At 66.1% G+C, this 20,500-nt stretch carries 24 protein-coding genes; 11 read left to right on the top strand and 13 right to left on the bottom strand.

Translation table 11 applies throughout. The annotated features are described in order from the left end of the window. Positions 1 to 54: 54 nt before the first annotated feature. Together ACETK3_RS13310 and ACETK3_RS13305 are read left to right on the top strand one after the other, a co-directional pair. Positions 55 to 324 (top strand): GlsB/YeaQ/YmgE family stress response membrane protein, encoded by a 270-nt coding sequence (locus tag ACETK3_RS13310; RefSeq protein ID WP_236801477.1) that lies wholly within the window; start codon positions 55 to 57, stop codon positions 322 to 324. Between the two features lie 231 nt (positions 325 to 555). Further along, complete coding sequence (locus ACETK3_RS13305) at positions 556 to 2,676, top strand: putative bifunctional diguanylate cyclase/phosphodiesterase (protein ID WP_373993040.1); 2,121 nt, start codon at positions 556 to 558, stop codon at positions 2,674 to 2,676. Positions 2,677 to 2,706: 30 nt separating this feature from the next. On the opposite strand, the gene ACETK3_RS13300 is transcribed toward ACETK3_RS13305, so the two are convergent. Then, positions 2,707 to 3,129 (bottom strand): hypothetical protein, encoded by a 423-nt coding sequence (locus ACETK3_RS13300; protein WP_236801475.1) that lies wholly within the window; start codon positions 3,127 to 3,129, stop codon positions 2,707 to 2,709. A 224-nt stretch (positions 3,130 to 3,353) separates the two neighbouring features. Here ACETK3_RS13300 and ACETK3_RS13295 point away from each other — a divergent pair, with 224 nt between their 5' ends. Further along, positions 3,354 to 3,905, top strand: coding sequence for a dihydrofolate reductase family protein (locus ACETK3_RS13295; RefSeq protein WP_236801473.1), 552 nt, complete (start codon positions 3,354 to 3,356; stop codon positions 3,903 to 3,905). Between the two features lie 10 nt (positions 3,906 to 3,915). Here ACETK3_RS13295 and ACETK3_RS13290 read toward each other — a convergent pair whose 3' ends face one another. Beyond that, a complete protein-coding gene (locus ACETK3_RS13290; protein WP_236821560.1) occupies positions 3,916 to 4,266 on the bottom strand; it encodes a hypothetical protein in 351 nt (116 codons plus the stop codon). 142 nt (positions 4,267 to 4,408) lie between these two features. On the opposite strand from ACETK3_RS13290, the gene rlmC reads away from it, so the two are divergent. Continuing rightward, a complete protein-coding gene (rlmC, locus tag ACETK3_RS13285) occupies positions 4,409 to 5,536 on the top strand; it encodes a 23S rRNA (uracil(747)-C(5))-methyltransferase RlmC (protein ID WP_237430088.1) in 1,128 nt (375 codons plus the stop codon). A gap of 24 nt (positions 5,537 to 5,560) precedes the next feature. On the opposite strand, the gene ACETK3_RS13280 is transcribed toward rlmC, so the two are convergent. Continuing rightward, on the bottom strand, positions 5,561 to 6,175 hold the full coding sequence (locus tag ACETK3_RS13280) for an FMN-binding negative transcriptional regulator (RefSeq protein ID WP_237430087.1): 615 nt from the start codon (positions 6,173 to 6,175) through the stop codon (positions 5,561 to 5,563). 19 nt (positions 6,176 to 6,194) lie between these two features. Then, the gene (locus ACETK3_RS13275) at positions 6,195 to 7,157 is read right to left on the bottom strand and encodes a DMT family transporter (RefSeq protein WP_237430086.1); all 963 of its coding nucleotides are present in this window, start codon (positions 7,155 to 7,157) and stop codon (positions 6,195 to 6,197) included. Between ACETK3_RS13275 and ACETK3_RS13270 the strand changes: the two genes are divergently transcribed. From ACETK3_RS13270 to ACETK3_RS13255, 4 genes are all read left to right on the top strand, one after another. Continuing rightward, complete coding sequence (locus ACETK3_RS13270; RefSeq protein WP_236801465.1) at positions 7,156 to 8,565, top strand: PLP-dependent aminotransferase family protein; 1,410 nt, start codon at positions 7,156 to 7,158, stop codon at positions 8,563 to 8,565. The two genes, ACETK3_RS13275 and ACETK3_RS13270, sit on opposite strands and share 2 nt — an antisense overlap. A gap of 250 nt (positions 8,566 to 8,815) precedes the next feature. Continuing rightward, positions 8,816 to 9,289, top strand: coding sequence for a GAF and ANTAR domain-containing protein (locus ACETK3_RS13265; RefSeq protein ID WP_237430085.1), 474 nt, complete (start codon positions 8,816 to 8,818; stop codon positions 9,287 to 9,289). 9 nt (positions 9,290 to 9,298) lie between these two features. After that, on the top strand, positions 9,299 to 9,622 hold the full coding sequence (locus ACETK3_RS13260; protein WP_236801461.1) for a hypothetical protein: 324 nt from the start codon (positions 9,299 to 9,301) through the stop codon (positions 9,620 to 9,622). A gap of 127 nt (positions 9,623 to 9,749) precedes the next feature. Beyond that, a complete protein-coding gene (locus ACETK3_RS13255; protein WP_237430084.1) occupies positions 9,750 to 10,529 on the top strand; it encodes a hypothetical protein in 780 nt (259 codons plus the stop codon). Positions 10,530 to 10,537: 8 nt separating this feature from the next. On the opposite strand, the gene ACETK3_RS13250 is transcribed toward ACETK3_RS13255, so the two are convergent. The 3 genes from ACETK3_RS13250 to ACETK3_RS13240 form a co-directional block, all read right to left on the bottom strand. Continuing rightward, a complete protein-coding gene (locus ACETK3_RS13250; protein ID WP_236801459.1) occupies positions 10,538 to 11,362 on the bottom strand; it encodes an SDR family NAD(P)-dependent oxidoreductase in 825 nt (274 codons plus the stop codon). 115 nt (positions 11,363 to 11,477) lie between these two features. Continuing rightward, on the bottom strand, positions 11,478 to 12,881 hold the full coding sequence (locus ACETK3_RS13245; protein WP_236801458.1) for a GntP family permease: 1,404 nt from the start codon (positions 12,879 to 12,881) through the stop codon (positions 11,478 to 11,480). A 37-nt stretch (positions 12,882 to 12,918) separates the two neighbouring features. Beyond that, the gene (locus ACETK3_RS13240) at positions 12,919 to 13,464 is read right to left on the bottom strand and encodes a gluconokinase (RefSeq protein WP_236801457.1); all 546 of its coding nucleotides are present in this window, start codon (positions 13,462 to 13,464) and stop codon (positions 12,919 to 12,921) included. Between the two features lie 191 nt (positions 13,465 to 13,655). Here ACETK3_RS13240 and ACETK3_RS13235 point away from each other — a divergent pair, with 191 nt between their 5' ends. Next, complete coding sequence (locus tag ACETK3_RS13235; protein ID WP_236801456.1) at positions 13,656 to 14,390, top strand: FadR/GntR family transcriptional regulator; 735 nt, start codon at positions 13,656 to 13,658, stop codon at positions 14,388 to 14,390. Between the two features lie 94 nt (positions 14,391 to 14,484). On the opposite strand, the gene ACETK3_RS13230 is transcribed toward ACETK3_RS13235, so the two are convergent. From ACETK3_RS13230 to ACETK3_RS13205, 6 genes are all read right to left on the bottom strand, one after another. Continuing rightward, complete coding sequence (locus tag ACETK3_RS13230) at positions 14,485 to 15,438, bottom strand: plastocyanin/azurin family copper-binding protein (protein WP_236801455.1); 954 nt, start codon at positions 15,436 to 15,438, stop codon at positions 14,485 to 14,487. A gap of 488 nt (positions 15,439 to 15,926) precedes the next feature. Further along, entirely contained in the window at positions 15,927 to 16,130 is a 204-nt protein-coding gene (locus tag ACETK3_RS13225) for a cold-shock protein (RefSeq protein WP_015936345.1), read from the bottom strand. A 203-nt stretch (positions 16,131 to 16,333) separates the two neighbouring features. Further along, positions 16,334 to 16,681: a PRC-barrel domain-containing protein gene (locus ACETK3_RS13220; RefSeq protein ID WP_236801452.1), complete on the bottom strand. Its 348-nt coding sequence runs from the start codon at positions 16,679 to 16,681 to the stop codon at positions 16,334 to 16,336. Continuing rightward, positions 16,668 to 17,078, bottom strand: a complete 411-nt coding sequence (locus ACETK3_RS13215) for a hypothetical protein (RefSeq protein WP_236801450.1) — start codon at positions 17,076 to 17,078, stop codon at positions 16,668 to 16,670. Before ACETK3_RS13215 ends, ACETK3_RS13220 begins: the two co-directional genes overlap by 14 nt. Continuing rightward, entirely contained in the window at positions 17,075 to 18,301 is a 1,227-nt protein-coding gene (locus ACETK3_RS13210) for an Nramp family divalent metal transporter (protein WP_236801449.1), read from the bottom strand. Before ACETK3_RS13210 ends, ACETK3_RS13215 begins: the two co-directional genes overlap by 4 nt. Then, positions 18,298 to 18,798: a hypothetical protein gene (locus tag ACETK3_RS13205; RefSeq protein WP_236801448.1), complete on the bottom strand. Its 501-nt coding sequence runs from the start codon at positions 18,796 to 18,798 to the stop codon at positions 18,298 to 18,300. Before ACETK3_RS13205 ends, ACETK3_RS13210 begins: the two co-directional genes overlap by 4 nt. Positions 18,799 to 19,038: 240 nt before the next feature. Between ACETK3_RS13205 and ACETK3_RS13200 the strand changes: the two genes are divergently transcribed. Further along, positions 19,039 to 19,425 (top strand): TfoX/Sxy family protein, encoded by a 387-nt coding sequence (locus ACETK3_RS13200; protein ID WP_236801447.1) that lies wholly within the window; start codon positions 19,039 to 19,041, stop codon positions 19,423 to 19,425. Between the two features lie 320 nt (positions 19,426 to 19,745). Continuing rightward, positions 19,746 to 20,456, top strand: coding sequence for an SRPBCC family protein (locus ACETK3_RS13195; RefSeq protein WP_236801446.1), 711 nt, complete (start codon positions 19,746 to 19,748; stop codon positions 20,454 to 20,456). The last annotated feature ends 44 nt before the right edge of the window (positions 20,457 to 20,500 follow it).

The raw sequence follows: 20,500 nt of genomic DNA, 5'->3' as shown, positions 1-20,500 counted from the left end.
ATGTTCACACCGGAAATGGGGGCCCGGCACAATTCACTGACAAGGAGTGGCAACATGGGCATTATCGGTTTTCTCATTTTGGGCCTGATTGCTGGAGCCATTGCAAAGGCCATCCTGCCGGGCCGCCAAGGTGGCGGCTGGCTTGTGACCATGGTTCTGGGCGTTGTCGGGGCCATCCTGGGCGGCTGGATCGGCTCGCTGATCTTTGGCGGCGGCCTGGCGGAATTCTTCGACATCAGGACCTGGCTGCTGGCCATTCTCGGCTCGATCATCGTGCTGCTGATCTACGGCGCCGTCACCAACCGCAGCGGCCGCCGGGCGTAGCCGCTTCACCAGAATCCATTAGAAAAGAAGCGCCGGACTCCTAAAGGGAGTCCGGCGCGTCTCACGTCCCCCGCCGGGCCGGGTGCAGAACCAATTTTGCGCAGCGCCAATTTGCAGTCCCGCTTTCACGCCTCATTTCCGCCTTGGCCTTTATGATGGCGAAGGGGTGGTGTAATGGCCGGTTTTCCAAACCGTGGCAACAATGTGGCATTACAAACTTTCGGCGTGGTCATGGACGCGAGTCCGGACGCGCTGCTGGCTTTGAGCGCGGACGGCACTGTCCTGGCGGCCAACGTTGCGGCAGCAAGGCTGTTTGGCCTTCAGCAGGAATCCTTCACGGGCCTGGACCACCGGATGCTTTTCGCGGCCGGCTCCCGGGACCAGGTTGCCCACCTTTTGCACCAGATCCTCACACAGCCAGGGGAACAAGCACCGCCCAGGGAAATCGCCGGGCTGCGCGGAGACGGGACAGAATTTCCCCTGGAACTGGCCGCGGCACTCCTTCCCGGACAGGAAACGACTGCCGCCGATGCCAACCCAGGCGGGGCAGATGCCGGACGGGCGCAGTGCACACGACTCCTGCTGTCAGCACGCGGAACAGCACACCGCAAAGCAGCGGATGCAAACCTGCGCGATGCGATGTCGCTGCTGACCGCCACCCTTGAGTCAACCGCCGACGGCATCCTGGTTATGGGCATCGACGGGCGGGTGGCCGGCTTCAACGAGCAGTTCCTGTCCATGTGGAGCCTTCCGCCGGAAATTATGGAAGCGGACAGCGAGGCGCCTGCGCTGCGGCTGGTCATGGAGCAGGTGGCAGATCCCGTGCCGTTCACCGCGCGGCTGGGCGAACTCCAGGACAATCCGGCCGCTGAGAGCCACGACGTGGTGGAACTGCGTGACGGGCGTACCTTCGAACGCTATTCCCGCCCTCAGCGGGTGGGCGAAAAGATCGTGGGCCGGGTGTGGAGCTTCCGCGATGTGACGCCTCGCCGGAAAGCGCAGGAGCAGGCACACCGGGCCATGATGGACCTCGCAGTCCAGGCCGAGAAGCTCCGGGCCATGGCGTTCCAGGATCCGCTGACGGGGCTCGCGAACAGGGCTGTGTTCAACGACGCCCTGGCCGAGGCGCTGCAGGAACCCCGGTTGAAAACAGTGGATGTCCTGCTCCTTGACCTGGACGATTTCAAGGAAGTCAATGACATCCTTGGCCACCAGGCCGGCGACGACATGCTTATCGAAGTGGCCCGCCGGCTCCGCGGCTGCGTCCCCACAGCGGATGTGGTGGCCAGGCTGGGCGGCGACGAATTCGTGGTGCTCCTGACCGCCTGTCCCGATGCGGATGCGATCGCCGCCTGCATCGTGCGCTGCCTGCATGTCCCCGTTACGATCGGCGGCACCGTCCTCCGGCCCAGCCTCAGTTTGGGGATCGCCTCGCTGGGGCAGGACAGCGTGGGGCCCTCTGAACTGCTGCGGCACGCCGACATTGCCATGTACGCGGCCAAAGCTGCAGGCAAGAACCGGTTCCTGCGCTTCCATCCGGACATGATGCAGGCGCTGGTGCAGCGCACGCACATGGAGAGCGGGCTGCAGCTCGCCGTGCCGCGCGGCGAGATCACTGTGGACTTCCAGCCGATCGTTTCCCCTCGCATGGGGCAGGTGGTCCAGCTGGAGGCCCTGGCCAGGTGGGACCGCGGCGGCGAGCGGGTGCCGCCGTCGATCTTCATTCCACTGGCCGAGCGCGCCGGGCTGATCGGGGAGATCGGGGCCGAAGTGATGGCAACCGGCATGGTGCAACTGGCACGGTGGCTCAGCGAAGATCCCTCGCGCTCCCTTGCCGGCAACGTATCAGGCGTCCAGTTGCAGGAACAGGACTTCGCCGAAACTGTGCTGCGGCTGGCGGAGGCGAGCGGCGTGGCGCCGTACCAGCTGGTCATGGAAGTCACCGAGAGTGTCTTTTTCGACGCCGACTGCAACCTGATCCAGCAGCTGAGCACCCTGCGGGACGCCGGCGCCCGGGTGGCGCTGGACGATTTCGGCACCGGCTATTCCTCCCTGGGCCGGCTGCAGGACCTGCCCGTGGACACGGTCAAGATCGACAAGACGTTCGTGTCCATGGTCCGGACGGGCAACGAACGGCTGCCCATCCTCAGCTCCATGATCAACATGGCGCACAGCCTGGGCTTGACCGTCACCGCCGAAGGAATAGAGACGCCGGTGCAGGCTGACTACCTGACGGCGCTGGAATGCGATTCGCTGCAGGGCTACCTGTTTTCCCTACCGGAACCGGGCGAACGGCTGGGCCAGGCGCTCCATCATGCCGAAGAGGCCCTCAACGCCCTGAAGGGGCGGTAAAGCAGGACTGCTCCGGGGACTGCTGGGGAGTTAGGCTGCTTCCTTGCGGCCGGGCCGCCGCTTGGTGGGCGCAGGTGCGGAAGCCTTGGGCTGTGCCGGTTCAACGGGTTCGGGAGCACCGGAAGTGACAGGGTCCGATGGCAGCGCGTCGTCAAGGTGGTCCGCGGCAGGTTCGGTGCTGCCTGCCGCATAAGCCACGGGCACCGTGGCGGCGGCGCGGTTCCGGCGCCAGCGGCGGATGAGGTCGGCGGCGGCGAACAGCCCCGCGAGAGGGGTCAGCACGGCGGACGCGTAGACGAAGAGCATCCAGGTCAGCGTGGTCAGCGGCGGCTGGTTGTTGTTGAGCAGGGACAGTCCGCCAAGCAGACCGACGATCCAGAACAGCAGGACCGCTGTCAGTACGGCACCGGCGGGGAAATACTGGTTGGTCACGACTTTTTTCAGGGTTTCCATGCACTTCCTCCTGCCTGGCCGGGGGGATCGGCAAAAGCCGCTCAAAAACAAGTATGGGGCCCAGCCGGCGCGAAACCGGGTAAGACGACACGGCGAGTGATGAACCTAACGCAGCCACCCGCCGTCGTGCTGATCCCTGGTCCGAAAAGGCGGGCCGGAACCCCTTCCCCGGGACGAAACCGCCGAATACCGTAATGCCTGTCAACTCAATTTTTGGAGGCTTCATGCGCAATGTCACTGCCGGCCTGTTCCACTCAGTGGACGGTGTGGTGTCCGAACCGTTCAAGTTCCAGTTCGACAGCTTCGATGACGAGCTGGGCGAAGGATTGACCCGGATGATGAACAACGTGGACACCGTGGTGCTGGGCCGCGTCAGCTACCAGGAGTGGGCCGAGTACTGGCCGAACGCCTCAGTGGACCAGGACTTTGCGGCGTTCATCAACCCCGTGGAGAAGTTCGTTGCGTCGCGCACCCTAACGGAACCGCTGGAGTGGCAGAACTCCCGGCTGATGGATGCTCCGCTTGAGGAGTTCGTGGCTGGTTTGAAGGAGCGCGACGGCGGGGAAATCGCCGTGTGCGGAAGCATCTCCGTGGTGCGGCAGCTGCTGTTCGCCGGGCTGTTGGACTCGCTGCAGCTAATGACCCACCCGGTCATCGCCGGCAGCGGCCGCCGGCTTTTCGAGGACGGCGACCCGCTCACCCGCCTGGTGCTGCAGGACCAGAAGACCACCAGCAAGGGCAACGTGCTCAGCACCTACGGCGTACGCGGCGACTAGCCGGGCAGGCCTAGGCGGCCAGCGGCGACCCGAACAGTTCCTCGGCGAGCCGGGCCAGGTGCTCCGGGATGTCCGCTTCCGCCCCGTGTTCACCACGGCCAAGGAAGACGGCGGTGCCGCGGATGCCGTCAAGGTCCAGGCCGCATTCATGCATCAATTGCCCGGCGCGGAAGTTGACCGGCAGGAGCATGGTGACGCTTTCGGCGTTCAGGTAAACGTGCCAGTCGCCGCGGATCACCGACTCCAGCGGCCCGCCCACCAGGGCTTCCAGGGCCTGCAGGTCCGCTGCCACCTGCTCGATGCGCATGGGTTCTGAATTGCCGGCCGGTACTACAAGTGCTGTGTAAGTTCTGTTGTCCATCGTTCTGTCTCCAATGGGTTTAACACTTGACGGGACGGCGGTGTTCCCGGACGGTCCGGCACCCCTCAGTAAGGTACGACGACGGCGCTCCCCCGGCACCGTCGTCGTACCTTCACCGTGGGGCGCGTAAAATGGACCAGTCATGCACTGTTCCTACTTTGATGCCGGTACCTGCCGCTCCTGCACCCAGATGGGCAGGCCCTACGGCGAACAGCTGGCCGGCAAGCAGCTGCACTGCCAAACCCTGCTCTCCGACCACACCGGACTTGAATGGCTCCCGCCCGTCGCCAGCCAGGAGTCAGGCTTCCGCAACAAGGCCAAGATGGTGATCGGCGGGACCGCGCAGAACCCCACCATCGGGATCCTGGACGCCGACGGGCACGGCGTGGACCTGCGCAAATGCGGCGTCTGCTCCCCCGGCCTGCGGGCCGTGTTCCCGGTCCTTGCCGGCTTCATCCGCCGGCTGCGCCTCACCCCTTATGACGTTCCGAAGCGCACCGGCGAGCTCAAGCACGTCATCCTCACCGAATCCCCGGACGGCGGGGTCATGCTCCGGCTGGTGCTGCGCTCCGAACAGGTGGTGCCACGGATCCGGAAGCACCTCCCGGAGCTGCTGGAAGCCCTGCCACAGGTGAAGGTGGTCTCGGTCAATCTGCTCCCCGAGCACAAGGCAGTCCTGGAGGGCGAACGCGAAATCCTGCTGACGGAGCAGTCCACCCTGAACATGCGGGTCAACGACATCAACCTGCATCTCCGCCCGCAAAGCTTCTTCCAGACCAACACGGAGATGGCCGGAGCGCTGTACCGGCAGGGGCGTGAATGGGTCAACGAACTGGCACCAGCCTCGGTATGGGACCTCTACTGCGGCGTGGGCGGTTTCGCCCTGCACAGCGCCGCTCCGTCCCGTACGGTCACCGGGATTGAGGCCAGCAGCGAGGCGATAGTTTCCGCCCGGCTCAGCAGCGGTGAAGCCGGGCTGGAGGGAATGGAGTTCCAGGCCGGTGATGCCACCGCGTTCGCCCTCGCGGCGGAGCAGTCGCCGGAGCTGGTGATCGTGAACCCGCCCCGGCGCGGCATCGGCAAGGAGCTGTGCGGCTGGCTGGAATCATCGGACGTGCAGCACGTGGTGTACTCCAGCTGCAACGCCCAGTCCCTGGCCCGCGACCTGGCCGCCCTCCCTTCCTTTACCGCCCGGAGGGCCCGGGTGCTGGACATGTTCCCGCAGACCAAGCACTACGAGGTGATGGTGCTGCTGGAACGGACAGCTTAGGCAGCGTCAGGGTCACCGGCCGGCTCAGGGGCGGACGCGTTCGACGGCGCTGGCTTCCCGCCCGGCGGCACGGAGCCCGGCCGCCACCCCTTCAGCGTCGGCGGCCGAGCGGTTTTGGCTCAGTTTCTCCTTCGCGTCGATCCGGGTAATAACCAGCTCCACGCCCACAATGGCCCGCAGCTGCCCGGCGATGTACTTCTCAGGGGCATCGTCCACAGCCCACGGATCCTCCCGCCCGCCCTCGTGCAGCCCGGTCAGGTGCCGGACGTGCCGTCCCAGCCAGGCGGCGTCGTCATGGACCACCAGTTCGCCGTACACGTGCGCGGTGCTGTAGTTCCAGGTGGGCACCACCCGGCCGTGCCCGGCCTTCGAGGCGTACCAGGACGGCGAGATGTAGTCGTCCGCCCCCTGGATGATGGCGAGCGCCTCGCCCACTGGCGCGAGGGACCATTGCGGGTTGTTCCGCGCCATGTGGGCCTGCAGCGCCCCGCACTTCCCTACCGCGGGGTTGAAGACAACGGGCAGCAGCGTTGCGAGCAGGCCCTGGTCCGTCATGGTCACCAGGTTGGCTGCGCCGGGACTTGCCAGGAGGTTCTGGACGGTTTGCGGGCTTGCGGCAAAGTGGGCAGGAATGTACACGTCTAAGTCCTTTCGGTGGTCAGGAGATCGGTTTGAGCCGGACGCGGACGGCTGCGGCCGCGCAGAGGATGACGGCAAGGGCGCCGATGACAGTGGTCCAGGTAAGGGCCTCGCCCAGCAGGAGGGCCGCCCAGCAGATGCTCATCACGGGCTGGAGCAGCTGGATCTGGCTCACCTGCGCCATGGGGCCGATGGCCAGTCCGCGGTACCACGCGAAGAAGCCCAGGAACATGCTCACCACGGCCAGATAGCCGAAGGCGGCCCACTGCACGGGAGTGGCCGATGGCGGCTGGTCCAGGGCCGAGACCACGGCCAGCACGATCATGGCCGGCGCGGCGAGGACCAGCGCCCACGCGATGGTCTGCCATGATCCCAGTTCGCGGGCCAGCAAGCCGCCTTCCGCATACCCCAGCGCCGCACAGGCCACGGCGCCGAGCAGCAGGAGATCGGCCCAGTGCAGGTGCCCCACACCGCCGGACTGCAGGAACGCGAAGGACACCGCTGCCAGCGAGCCGAGCAGCATCACCGCCCAGAAGGCCGGTCGCGGTCGCTCACCGGTGCGCAGAATGGCCGCCGTTGCAGTGGCGGCCGGCAAGAGGGCGATGACCACCGCCCCGTGACCCGCAGGGACGGCGGTAAGTGCATAGGAGGTGAGCAGCGGGAAGCCGACGACGACGCCCGCGGCCACGAGCGCGAGGCGCAGCCAGGTGCGGGGTTGCGGCAGCCGTTGGCGGGTGATGGCCAGGGCTGCGGCGGCGAGGATTGCGGCCACCACGGCACGGCCGGAACCGATGAACAGCGGCGGGATTCCGGCGACCGCTACCCGTGTGAAGGGAATGGTGAAGGAGAAGGCCGCAACACCCAGGAGGCCCCACCAGATTCCGGGGGCTCTGCGGACTGCAGCGGAACTGTTGAGTCCACCGCTGTCGAGCGGCAGTACCACTGGGTCATTCAGGGCAGTAGCGCTACTATGTTCTTTCATGAATAACGATAGCAGCTCGCGGATCGTTGCGGCACTCCGTGGCTGGATCTCGAACGCCGCCCCGGGAGCCCGGCTGCCGTCCACGCGGCAACTGGTGGCCGAGTACCAGGTCAGCCCCGTAACGGTGCAAAAGGCGCTCCAAGCGCTGACCACGCAGGGGCTGATCGACAGTCGGCCGGGGGTGGGAACGTTCGTCCGGGCCGTGCGCACCGCAAGGCCGTCGGACTATGGCTGGCAAACCGCTGCGCTGCGGCCGCCGTCGGCCCCGCTGCCGTCGTCGTCAAGCACCATGCGCAACGTTCCCGGCGACGCCATCTGGTTCCACTCCGGCTACCCGGACCGCGAACTGCTGCCGGAACGGCTGGTCCGCTCCGCCCTGGCCCGGGCCGCGCGCGGCGACGCTGCCCTGTCCAGGCCTCCTGCCGCCGGCATGCCCGAACTGCAGCAATGGTTCGCCCAGGAACTGGGATCGGCAACCCCGGTGGGCATCACTCCCCCGACACCGAATGACGTCATTGTGCTGCCGGGAAGCCAAAGCGGGCTCAGTTCCATCTTCCGCGCGCTGGTGGGTGCCGGCCAGCCGCTGCTCATCGAGTCACCGTCCTACTGGGGTGCCATCCTGGCTGCGGCCCAGACCGGGGTGCGGCTGGTTCCGGTGCCCAGCGGACCGGAGGGGCCGGACCCGGCGGACGTGGAGCGCGCCTTTGCCGAGACCGGAGCGCGGGCCTTCTACGTGCAGCCCAACTATTCGAATCCCGCCGGTACCCAGTGGTCCCGGGGCCGTGGCGACGAGGTGCTGGAGGTGGCACGCCGGCACGGCGCGTTCCTGGTGGAGGACGACTGGGCGCACGACTTCGGCATTACCTCGGACCCGATGCCGCTGGCCATCAGGGATGATGCCGGCCATGTGGTGTACATCCGGTCCCTGACCAAGAGCGTTTCCCCGGCCATCCGCGTTGCTGCGGTGATCGCGCGCGGACCGGCCCGGGAACGGATCCTGGGCCACCGGGCCGCAGAGTCAATGTACGTGAGCGGGTTGCTGCAGGCGGCGGCGTTGGATGTGGTGACCCAGCCCGGCTGGCAAACACACCTGCGCAGCCTCCGCCAGCAGCTCCAGTCGCGCCGGGACCTGCTGGCCACCAGCCTCCGCGAGCACGTGCCGCAGGCCCACATCGACAACCTGCCCAAGGGTGGGCTCAATCTGTGGGTGCGCCTGCCGGACGGCACGGATCTTCCCCGGCTGGTGCGGGACTGCGACGACGCGGGGGTGATTATCGCCGCCGGCACTGAGTGGTTCCCTGCCGAACCGGCGGGAGCCTTCATCCGGCTCAACTACTCTGGCCCGAACCCTGGCGCCTACCCGGAGGGAGCCCGGATCATCGGCGAGGCACTGGCACGGCAGGGCTGAGTTGGTGCGTTTCGGCCCGGTGCATCCATGGCCGGTGCATCCATGGCGGAAGGGACTACTGTCTTTGGTAAAGGTACCCGGGGGAAGGCGTGCGGCTCCAGCCTGTCTTAGGAAGACAGCGGCCAACACATGCGGCAGCCCCGCTACCGGGAACAGCAAAGGTGACTGACGATGGACAACTCCCAACCGCTGGCCAGTGAGCTGGCCAGATTAACTGGGCAGGCGGCCGGCGGCTTTCTCACTGAGGAGAATGCCTCCGTGCCTGAGTGCATGGGCCGAACAGCGCGCCATCATCATCCAGGACACCAGGCAGGAGACCCGCTGGCCCAAATGGATAGCAGCCATCGCGGACCTCCCGCTGCGGTCGGTCCTCAGCGTCCCGCTGACGACAGAGGGAAGGCGCATCGGCGCCATCAAGGTGTATTCGCCGTCGCCGCTGGTGTTCGACGACCATTCGGTTTTCCTGATCGAACGGCTCGCAAACCCGGCCGCCGTCCTGCTCGGAAATGTGCGTGACCGTGAAGCAACGCAGCGGCTGGGTTTGCAGCTCGGCGAGGCCCTGGCGAACAGGGACATGATCTCCCAAGCACAGGGAATCCTGATCGAACGGATGCACCTGGGCTCCCGCGCAGCCCTGGACGTGATGCTGGCTTCGTCCCGCGAAGAGGGCAAGCCGTTGCAGGAGGTAGCACGCGGCATCGTTAACGGGCTGGCCGACGGGTAGGAGCCTTTTGTGGACGAATTCGCTCAGCCCCTGGAACAGGCGCAGGCGACGCGGGAAGCAATGGAAGAAGCCGGGATTACGCTCAGTGCCGTGTGGATGCGCTACTTCAGCTTCACCGGTGCCGCCGGTGAGTACGAGATTGACGCCTACCTGAATGGTTCACTCGAACTGCCGACCCACGAACGGGACCTCGTGTCACACGCGGTCAACGAGCTCATCAAAGAGCTCCCTCCGCGGCGGATGGACCCCTACAGCCCCAACGGCAAGAGCCGCGGGTCTGTCCCGAACCCGAGGCATGACGGGGCGCGCGGCGGGTCGCAGGACGGCAAGTGACCTTGACGTCCCTCCCTAGGGTTCCCCAAGGAATAAATCAAGATTTGCGCTTAACCCGTTCTCCCCCGGCGGACGAGGCTACGCTGGCCGTGCCAACGCATCCAGCACACGCATTTGGGGGACAACTATGCCCGGCTTCCACAACTTTTCCCTGCCATATTCCCGCCGTCACCCACACCGATTCGTAGCCGGCTCCTCGCTGCGGAAGGTCCCCAACAAGGCGCTGGGCGCCGGGGCTGCTGCCGCCGTCGTGCTTCTCCTGGCTGGCTGCGGCGCACCCCAGGCCTCGCTGACCTCCGCTGCCGGGCCGGCCAGCGACGCTGCCTCCGCAACTCCCACGGCAACACCCACCCATACCCCCGTTGCCAATACACCGTGCACGGCTGTCAATGCCCAGCAGGTCAGTGCAAGCACCAGCTATGTGTGCACAAGGGACGAGACCGGCGTGCTCGTGTGGCTTGAGGCCGAGGAGTCGAAGCGCATCACCGACAAAATCGCCGCTGCGGAGGCGGCGAAGAAGGCCGCAGCGGAGAAGGCCGCGGCAGACAAAGCGGCCGCCGACAAAGCTGCCGCTGATAAAGCCGCGGCGGACAAGGCCGCTGCCGACGCCGCAGCTGCAGCAGCCCAGCAGGCCGCCGAGGCGAAGGCGGCCCAGGAGACGGCAGCAAAGGCAGCCGCGGAGGCGGCTGCGAAGGCCGCCACCCCTCCGGCTCCCGTGGCACCAGCCGTTCCGGGGACCAATCCGGGCTGCGACCCGAACTATTCAGGTTGCGTCCCCATTGCCTCGGACGTGGACTGCGCCGGCGGAGGCGGCAACGGACCAGCCTACGTCCGCGGTCCGGTCCAGGTCATCGGCCAGGATATCTACGGGCTGGACAGGGACCACGACGGTGTGGGCTGCGAATAAAAGCCTGCTCAGGCGAACGCCTTGACCAGTTCCTCGCTCTTCTCCCACAGCCCGCGCGCCAGCACGGCGTCGTACGCCTGGGGGTTGGCCTTGGCCAGGGCACGCTTGGCGTAGTAGGCGCCGGAGATCCAGTCGGTTCCGGCGGTGCCGTTGATGAGCCACAGCATCGTGTCGGCACCCTGGTCAGGGCTGAGCATGAAGCGGTTCAGGAGCGTGGTGTACACGTGCCGGAAGGGGCTTGAAGACTCCGCCGCGAAGTTGGTGCGGACCACGCCGGGGTGGAACGCCGCCGTCGTTATCCCCTCTTCGTGGAAGCGGCGGTGCAGCTCGGAGGTGAACAGGATGTTGGCCAGCTTGCCGGTGCCGTAGGCCCGGTTGGTGCTGTAGCCGTGTTCGGCCGTGAGGTCGAAGAGGTCCAGCTTACCGAAGTTGTTGGCGGCGCTGGAGGTGTTGATCACCTTCGCGTTGCTGGCAGTGAGCGTGTCCATGAGGAGGCTGGTGAGCAGGAACGGCGCCAGGTGGTTGACCTGGAACGTGGACTCGTTGCCGTCCACGGTGAGGGTCCGCTTGCCCATGATGCCGCCGGCGTTGTTGGCCAGGACGTCGATGCGCGGGTAGTTGGCCTTCAGCTTCTCCGCGAGGTCGCGCACCTGTGCGAGGTCGGAAAAGTCGGCCAGGTAATGGTCCGCGCCGATGTCTCCGGCCAGGGCCCGGGTCTTCTCTGCGGAACGGCCCACGACGACCACTTGTTCCCCTGCCTTGGCCAGCGTCCGTGCGGCTGCCGCTCCGATGCCGTCGCTGGCGCCGGTGATCACGATGGTGCGAGGAGTCAAGGGGTGTCCTTTGGTCGGCGTGCGGCGCACCGGCGTGGCGCACCAACGGGCATAACGACGGCGGGGCGGCCGGTGTTCCCACCAGCCGCCCCGCCGTCGCTTTGCTTTGTCGGGGTCAGCCCGCCGCGCCGGCCACCAGGAAGATGACTGCGGCAACCGCGAAGCCCATCACGCCGATCAGGGTTTCCATCACGGTCCAGGTCTTCAGGGTGGTCTTGACGTCCATGCCGAAGAAGCGGCCCACCAGCCAGAAGCCGGAGTCGTTGACGTGGGACACCACCACGGAGCCGGCGGCCACGGCGATGACCATGGCGGCGACCTGCATTCCGTTCAGGCCACCGGCAGCAACCGCCGGGGCAATCAGGCCGGCAGTGGTGGTCAGTGCGACGGTTGCCGAGCCCTGGGCGATGCGCAGGATGGCGGAGATCAGGAAGCCGGCCAGGATCAGCGGGATGCCCACGTTGCCCAGCACGTCCGCCAGGGCCTTGCCGATGCCCGAGGTGCGCAGGACGCCGCCGAACATGCCGCCGGCGCCGGTGATCAGGATGACGGAGCAGACCGGGCCCAAAGAGGATTCGAGCAGCTTCTCCATGCTGGCGGTGTCGCGTCCGCGGCGCGTGCCCAGCACCACCAGCGCAGCGAGCACTGCGATCAGCAGCGCCACCGGGGTCTCGCCAAGGGTCCGCAGGACCTGGAACCACTGTTGCTTCTTGACGGACTCGTCCAGGACACCGGAGGAAGCAAGGGTGTTCAGGCCGGTGTTGAGGAAGATCAGCACCAGCGGCAGGAGCAGCAGGCCGATGATGGTGCGGAACTTCGGCGGGTGGGCCTCGGCCTCGGCACTGGCGTGGCCCAGGATCTCAGGGACCGGAAGGACCAGCTTCCTGCCGGTGTACAGGCCGTAGAGATAGGCGGTGACGTACCAGGTGGGGATGGCGGTGATGAGGCCGGCGATGAGGACCAGGCCGATGTTGGCGTCGAAGAAGGCAGCGGCGGAGACCGGGCCCGGATGCGGCGGCAGGAAGATGTGCATCACCGAGAAGGCGCCGGCGGCGGGCAGGCCGTACCGCAGCACTCCCCCGCCCAGGCGGTGGGCGACGGCGAAGACCACGGGCAGCATGACCACCAGGCCGGCGTCGAAGAAGATGGGGAAGCCGAAGATCAGCGAGGCCAGGCCCAGTGCGAACGGTGCACGCTTTTCGCCGAAGACGCCAATAAGGTAATCCGCCAGGACCTTGGCACCGCCGCTGGTCTCCACGATCCGGCCGAGCATCGCGCCCAGGCCCACCAGCAGCGCCACCGTCCCCAGGGTGGTGCCGAAGCCGTCCACCAGCACCGGGACCACCTTGTTGGCGGGGATCCCGGTGGCGAAGGCCGTGGCGAGGCTGATGAGGATCAGGGCGATCAGGGCGTGCATCCGCAGCCGGATGATCAGGAACAGCAGCACAAGAATCGCTGCCGCGGCGATGAGCAGCAGCGGACCTGCGCCCAGCGTCTGGGTCCATCCTTCGATGGTCATGGTTCTCCTTTGAAACAGGGTTGGGGATTGGGGGGGGTCAGGACGCCTGGGGCGCCTGGCCGGAAGGGAGATTGAGGGCGTTGACGACGGCGGCGACCAGCTCTTCGGGTGAGCGTGCGATGTCGAGGCGGAGGCTGCCTGACTCGAGCTCTTCCTGGGTGAGCGGCTCAAGGGTGGCCAGCTGGCTGGGCAGGAGCGTGGGCGGCATGAAGTGCCCTTCCCTGCCCTGCATGCGCTGGCTGATCAGGTCGGCACCGCCGTCGAGGTGGAGGAAGACAACGCGGCCTTCGGCCTGGGACAGCAGGTGCCGGTAGCTCCGTTTGAGGGCGGAGCAAGTGAGGACCGTGCTCGTGCCGGCGGCAGCCTGGGCGGACATCCAGTCGCGGATCTCCTGCAGCCAGGGCCAGCGGTCCTCGTCCTGGAGGGGAATGCCCTGCGTCATTTTGGCGATGTTCGATTCCGGGTGGAACTCGTCCGCTTCGGCGCAGGCCCAGCCCAACTGCTGGGACAGCGCTGCCGCCAGGGTGGATTTGCCGGATCCGGCAACGCCCATGACCACAAGATGCGTGGCTGGATACTGCATGTCATACCTCCGGAGAAGACGTCTTTGGCTTTCGAAGAAGCTCGCTGCTGGCCTGCTTTGAACAAGGCCAAGCGATAAGGTATCACCTTTTCTTCCAATAGATAGTATCTATTCGTGTCACAAGTCATACCTTTACTCCTTCGGCGGGTACTCTTGGAGGGCGCAGTGGCGCGTGACGAGAGCGGGGAAGAATGTCGACGGCGACAATCCAGGACGGCGATGGGATGCACGACGGCGGGCCCGTGCCTGCCGCGCAGGGCCGGGTTATCGAGGCAGTCGGTGTGGCCATCGCCTCCGGGGACCTTGCCCCCGGCAGCCGGCTTACCCTTGAGGGGCTGCAGCAGGAGTACGGGATCTCCCGGACTGTTGCACGGGACACGATGAAGGTTCTGGAATCGATAAACCTGGTCTACTCGCGGCGGCGCGTGGGCATCGTGGTGCAGGAGCCGTCGCTGTGGAATGTGTTCGATCCCAAGCTGGTCCGCTGGCGCCTGGCTTCGGACCGGCGGGACCTGCAGTACAGCAGCCTGACCGAGCTGCGCATCGCCGTCGAACCCATCGCCGCCGCCGGAGCGGCGCGCCGGGCCAGCGCGGCCGAGCGCGCCCAGCTGGTATCACTGGCGGCCGACCTCCGCCGGCTGGGTGAAGCTGGCGACCTGCAGTCCTTCCTGGCCGCCGACATCGCCTTCCATCAACTGCTGCTGCGCAGCTGTGGCAACGAGATGTTCCGCGCGCTCGAGGGCATGGTGGCCGAGGTACTGACCAGCCGTACCAAGCAGGGCCTCATGCCGTTCAAGCCACGGAGCGAAGCACTGAAGGCCCACGAGGATGTTGCCGCGGCCGTGGCAGGCGGGGACACTGCGGCGGCGGAACAGGCCATGCACCACATCCTCGACGAGGTCCGCGAGGCGATGGGGCTGCGCTGACGCGCCACTACTCCCTGGCCAAACAAATCCCTGGCTAAACAAAAAATGGCCCGCCCAGGACAACCGCCCGGGCGGGCCGCAGTAATACCAGGCGTCAGTCGACGACTTTCACCTTGCCCACCATGCCCATGTAGTCATGGAGTGCGCAGATGTACTTAAAGGTGCCCTTCGCCTGGAACTTCACGGTGAATTCACCACCGGGCGGGATGATCCCGGAGTTCAGGTCCCCACCCGTGAAATTCGCCGGGGTTCCTGAAGGCGCAAAAACATTCGCCGGTTCAGTGCCAAAGGTCACGGTATGGGGAGCTCCCATTCCTGTATTGGCGAACACGACCGTATCGCCAACGTGCACCGTCACGATGGGCCGAACAAAGCGCATGACCATGGCCACGCCGTCGTCACTGCCTGCCAGCACGCGATGGTTGCTGGCTTGGTCCGCCAGCTCCTGGTCGAGTTCGTGTCCGTCCCGGAGGATGGACCGCGCCTCCGCCCGTGAAGAGCGGTTGTAGTCAGCCTGGCTGTACGGGTACTCCGTGCCCTGTTCACGGACGTGGACGGTCCCCTTCATCACGTCGCCGTGGACCAGGCAGTAGTAGGTGAAGTCGCCTTCACGCGGGAACGCCAAGCTGTAGCTGGTGGCGTCAGGGAAGCCGGGCACGTCCACATTGGCCAGGATGCCGGAGTTGTAGTAGGAATGCCCGTCGTAGCTGTCGCCTCCGCGCTTCAGCAGCTCATTTTCGTCGAACGGGTTAAATGGTTCCAGCGGCTGTCCCGACGCAAGGAATGTCACCGTGTGGATTTCTGCGGCGTTAGCCTCCCATTTGATGGTGTCCCCCTCATTGATGAAGATCTCGGAGGGAAGGAAAGCCATGCCCTGGATCTCCTGGTCATGGGACTCAGAGCCCACCAGGACCTCCCAGGTTCTGTGCCCCCATCCGCTGGCAGACGCCGGGCCTGCGGCAGCCATCGATGCCAGCAGGGCAACGGCGAACGCGACAATAAACGCCAGTTTCTTGAATCTCGGATTGTTTCCCCGAATGTGCTTCATAGCGACGCTCTCTTGAACGGCAATCAGCCAAAGGCCGATGTGCAAGTGCAGCCGATCCAATCCATCGCATGACTGGCCGAACCGGCCACTGATTGTGAAGTGAAGGTGCCGGGTGCCAACGCCGGGGAGCGCGGGCAGCCGGTGCCGGCCGACTTTCGTGCCGGACATGCACCACCCCAACTGGTGCCGCGCAGGTTGGATTTTTCTCCGGACGCCGCGGGCGTGGGTTTGGCACGCTGCAAACGTACGCACTTACAAGATTGCTCCTTCAACTGAATTATGTCGAGAGCGTCGAAAGGGGCACCGCCTTGCCATAAGCGGCCGTCGACCGCACAACCGTTGTTGCCCAGCGCCGCTTATGCGGTCACGGGCCGGTCAGGCAGTACTGGACCGGGCAGAACTGCCACACGTGGGTTAACAAAAAGCAGGGCCTGCCGATGAACGGCAAGCCCTGCTCGGAAACCTAACGGTCCCGGATCCCTAGGAAATTAGAGAGCCTGGATGTTGGTGGCCTGGGGACCCTTGGGGCCCTGCTCGGTGTCGAAGGAAACCTTCTGGTTCTCTTCGAGGGAGCGGAAGCCGGAGGAGTTGATCGCGGAGTAGTGCGCGAACACGTCCTGCGAGGAGTCGTCCGGGGAGATGAAGCCGAAGCCCTTTTCAGCGTTAAACCATTTGACGGTACCAGTAGCCATTTATTTTGTCCTTCGTGAAGGTGGAGGGAAAGTCCCGACTTTCGGGCCCTCCGGCGTGGGGTGTTCAAAAACCGCTACTTCAGAAGAACACGGACTTTCGACCGCGCGTACTGCCTGAACTACCAACTGCATAAACACAACAACAGGTTCAACACTACAGGAATTTGGGCCCATACCTAATCGCTCCCCTGTTCAGGCCCGGATTACGCCTGCTCGCCGCCCTCCAGGGCAGTGCTGTAACGGGTGAACCCCGGACGGAGGCGGACGGAGCGGGCGCCCACCATGGCGATGTCCTCCCACAGCACCAGGAACGATCCGCGGTGCCGCCACCGAAGGATCCGGGCAATGGTGCGCGGCTGGGTGAGGCCGTTGCGTTCGTACCCCAGGAAGGAAGCCGCGCTGTGCGGGCCGACCACCAGCCCCAGCAGCCGCGGTTCGGCCATCAGCTGGTGCGGCGTCCCGTCCAGCACGAACCGGACGTCGGCCACCCGGCCCAGCCGCCCGCCGTCGGCGTCCAGGACGGGCGTGCCCAGCAGGTCACCGAGGATCATGGCGGCCTCCCGGGATGCGCGCGATGATCTTGTCCCGCACCCACCGTTCCACCCAGCTGGCGTCCAGCGGCTCACCCTTGACGCCAAGCCGCACCACCACGCCGACTTCAGCCACGTCCTTCCACGGGATGCGGACCAGGCGGGACGACGGCGGCCTGCCGCCAAAGATGCGCGTCCCCAGCACCGACCCCGTCAGCAGCGCAGTGATGACCGGCGCCGGGGTCCCCGCCGGGATGTCCTCGTCCAAAGCAGGCCCGCTCACCTCGAGGTCATCGACGGTGGTGACCGGGACGCCGTCGTAGTCCAGCACCTGCCGGTCCATGAGGTGCAGCTGGGCATCCAGGATGCGCCCGGCGACCTGGGGGGCGGGAGTCAGCGGGCCGGGAGTGGATGTCATGAGCCGGCTCCTGTGGCGATCATGAGGGGAATGGCGGCAATGGAGGCGACCAGGATAATCACCAGGTAGACCATGCCCAGCGCGTTCACCACCCGCCCGTTCACATGCTCGTGCATGTACTGGGGGTCATTGGCCACGATGAGGATGGGCAGGTACGTCAGGGGCAGGGCAATCGCGGAGAACACCACCGAGTATTCGGTCACCAGCACGGGGTCCACGCCGGTGGCCAGCACGGCCATCCCCACCAGCAGGCACACAATCATGGCCAGGTGGAAGCGGGCGGCCTCGGCCGGGCGGCGGAACTTGCCCCAGGACCAGCCGAAGAACTGCGCCAGTGTGTACCCACTGGAAAGGGTGGTTTCCAGGGCGGCACCGAAGGTTGCCGCGACGATCCCCACCAGGACGAACGCCAGTCCAAGCTTCCCGGCCCCTTCGGCGACGGGCAGGATGACCTGGGACAGCGACGTCACCGAGATGCCGGCCGGAAGGAGGACCACAGTGGCGCACGCGGCGATGGCCACGGACAGCAAACCACCCAGCGGGAACCCCACCAGGACGTTGATCCGCTCCTGCATCAGATCCTTAACCGTCCATCCTTCCTCCACGGCACCGGAGGAGAAGAAAAAGACCTCGTACGGGGTCATGGCCGCACCGAAGAGGGCGATGGCGTAGTAGCTGTACGTCCACACCGTTTCCTGCTGCGGCACGGCCGGCGCCAGCTGCCCGGCAAGGGACGCCCAGTCGGGCTTGAGCAGGAACAGTGCCACCGCGAACACCATCAGGGTCAGCCCCAGCAGGCCTGTGACGTTTTCCATGATGGAGAACCGGACCCGCCAGATCACCAGCCACACCGCCACGGCGGCCACGGGAATCCACAGCAGGTAGTAGACGCTGCTGGCCAGCTGCAGGGCCAGGGCCACGCCGCCGATCTCCGCGGTGACGGTCATCAGGTTGATCAGGAACGACGCCGAGAGATTGGCCAGCCCGGCCCGTGGCCCCAGCCGCTCGCGGATCACCTCGAAGGTGGCCCGGCCTGACACCGCTGCAACCCTGCCGGACATGTTCGCGAACAGGATGATTCCCACGACGCCCACAGCCACCACCCACACCAGGGACAGGCCAAAGCGGGAACCGACGACGGCGTTGGTCACCAGGTCCCCGATGTCCACGAACCCGCCAATGGCGGTCAGGATCCCGAGCGCGACGCCGAGCAGCCGTTTCACTTGTCCCCCACCTTGCCTTCGAGCTGCTTGAGGGCGTCCTGCGCGTCCGCAAGCGCCTTGTCACCGTCGGGGAGGGAGGGGGTGCCGCCGTCGTTTGCTGCCAATGCGGCGCGGGCGGTGGCGAACCCCGCCGCGCACTTGTCCAGCACCTCCAATGCCTGCTTCTGCGTTTCGCGGTCTCCCTGGGTGGCCGGGGAGAGCTTCAGGATTGCGCTCCGGCTGGTCTGGATCTCCTTGAGCTCATCGTCAAGGGTGGTCGATGCTGCTGCGCGGGTCAGTTTGCCGTCCATGTCCTGCCGCAGGGCGATCCCGGCGGTGGCAACGGCGGAGGAGCTGTCCTTCACTGCGCCGGAGACCGTCTGGCTGGTGCCGCCGCTGCAGCCGGCGACGAAAGCGAGGCTGAGGACGGCGAGCGCGGCGAGGGCCAGGAGCCCAGGCTTTTCGCCGCGCCGGACCGGAATGTCTGCGGCCGGGGCCCGGGCCGGCGTGTTCAGCACTCTTGCCTCCAGCCCCCCGGGGACGTCCCGGATCCTAGCCAATCCGCCCTGCGCAGGCAGCCAAAAGATTTAGTTGCCTACGGTCAGGTATAGCACTCGCTGGGGAAGTTTGACCTGCTCAAAGGCCGATCAATTACCGACTGCGCCCTGGCACCGGCCGACCCTATCCCCCGCCGGCAAACAGGCATATCCTGCATCGAGATCCTGCGGAACAGACCCCTGCCACCGGAAGGTGAAGCCATGGAAATGCCCAAGGCAACAGAGGAAGAGAAAGAGCGGTTCCGGCGCGTGGTCCCCGACCACCCGGGCGTGGTGGTGAAGCCGATGTTCGGCAACCTGGGGGCGTTCGTCAACGGCAACATGTTCGCCGGGCTGTTCGGCGCCACCATCGGGGTCAAGCTCTCCCGGGAGGACAAGGAGCTGCTGGAGTCCTCTGAGCGGACCGTGCCGTTCGGCCCTGCGGACCGGCCGATGGGCGGGTACACCGGGCTGCCGGAAGTGTGGAATGAAGAGGGCGACGGCGACGAGACCCGGGCGCGGGCATGGGCTGAGAAGGCACTGGCCTACGTCGCGTCCCTGCCGCCAAAAGAGCCCAAGGAGCCCAGGGGGCGCAAGGTCCTGCCGTGACGCCATTCCGCGTGATCCTGCTACCGGGTGGCATTACCCGCGCAAGGACCTTCTCCTCTTTTTCCGCACCTGCCCCCGGGACTGGACTGGAAGGCAGGGCAGGACCCAGGCTCCTGCCGGAAAAGGAGACAGGACATGACCAGGAACGTTATTCGGAGCACCAGGATCAACGCCCCGGTGGACAGGGTGTTCTCATTTCTCAGTGACCCTACGAACTGGATGAAGGCTTTCCCCGGGGACAGCGACGTCACCCAACTGGACCTCAAACCCGGGGGCGAAGGCACCTCCGCGCGCTGGTCGCCAAGACATGGGGCATTCCCATGCACGTGACCCACCAGTACCGGGAAGTGGTTCCCAACAAGCGCATTGTTTCCGGCACATCGGTAGGGCCCACGCTCACCTTCACGCTGGAGCCGGTGGAGGCCGGGACCGAGTTGACCGTCGAGGAAACCCTGGACATCCCCGCACCCCTGGTCCGGGTACCCGCTCAGGCCCTGTTCGCACGGTGGGCGGAAACGGATATCCAAGGCATGGTTGCCAACGTCAAGAGCCTGGTGGAGGCCGGGATGAAGGCGTCACCCGAAAGCGAAGCGAAGTTTACGCAGAACCTGACATGGTCCGGCTCCGTCACCATCGACGCCCCGCTGCCGCAGGTCTTCGACCTGGTCAGGGATCCCCGCGTCTGGCTGGGCCCGGACGTGCAGATCTCGGAGTTGAAGACCACCCCCGAAGGTGTGGGCACCACCTTTCAGGCCGCGTGGAAAGTCCTGGGGATCCCGCTGAAGACAACGCACGAGTACACCGAGTTCACCCGAAATGAGCGCTTCACCTCCAAGGCGGCCCTTGGCCCGGTGTTCACGGTGGAAGTGGCACCGGCGAACGGCTGGACCAGGCTGAGCATGCGCTCGGACGTCGTACCCCGGAACATGGCAGAGGCCGCGGTTGACGCGCTGGTCATGAAAATCTCCGAGCGCAGCCAGACCGAGCTCCTGGCCAGCATCAAGGCGACAGCGGAGGCACAGGCCCGCTGAGGGCCCGCTCGCGAGAGGGCATGTGAGGGCAATGCCCCACCGGC

This window comes from Arthrobacter sp. E44, from assembly GCF_041877125.1.
GTDB lineage: Bacteria > Actinomycetota > Actinomycetes > Actinomycetales > Micrococcaceae > Arthrobacter.
The sequence above is the reverse complement of the archived record's forward strand: the minus strand, read 5'-3'. Positions and strand labels throughout refer to the sequence as shown.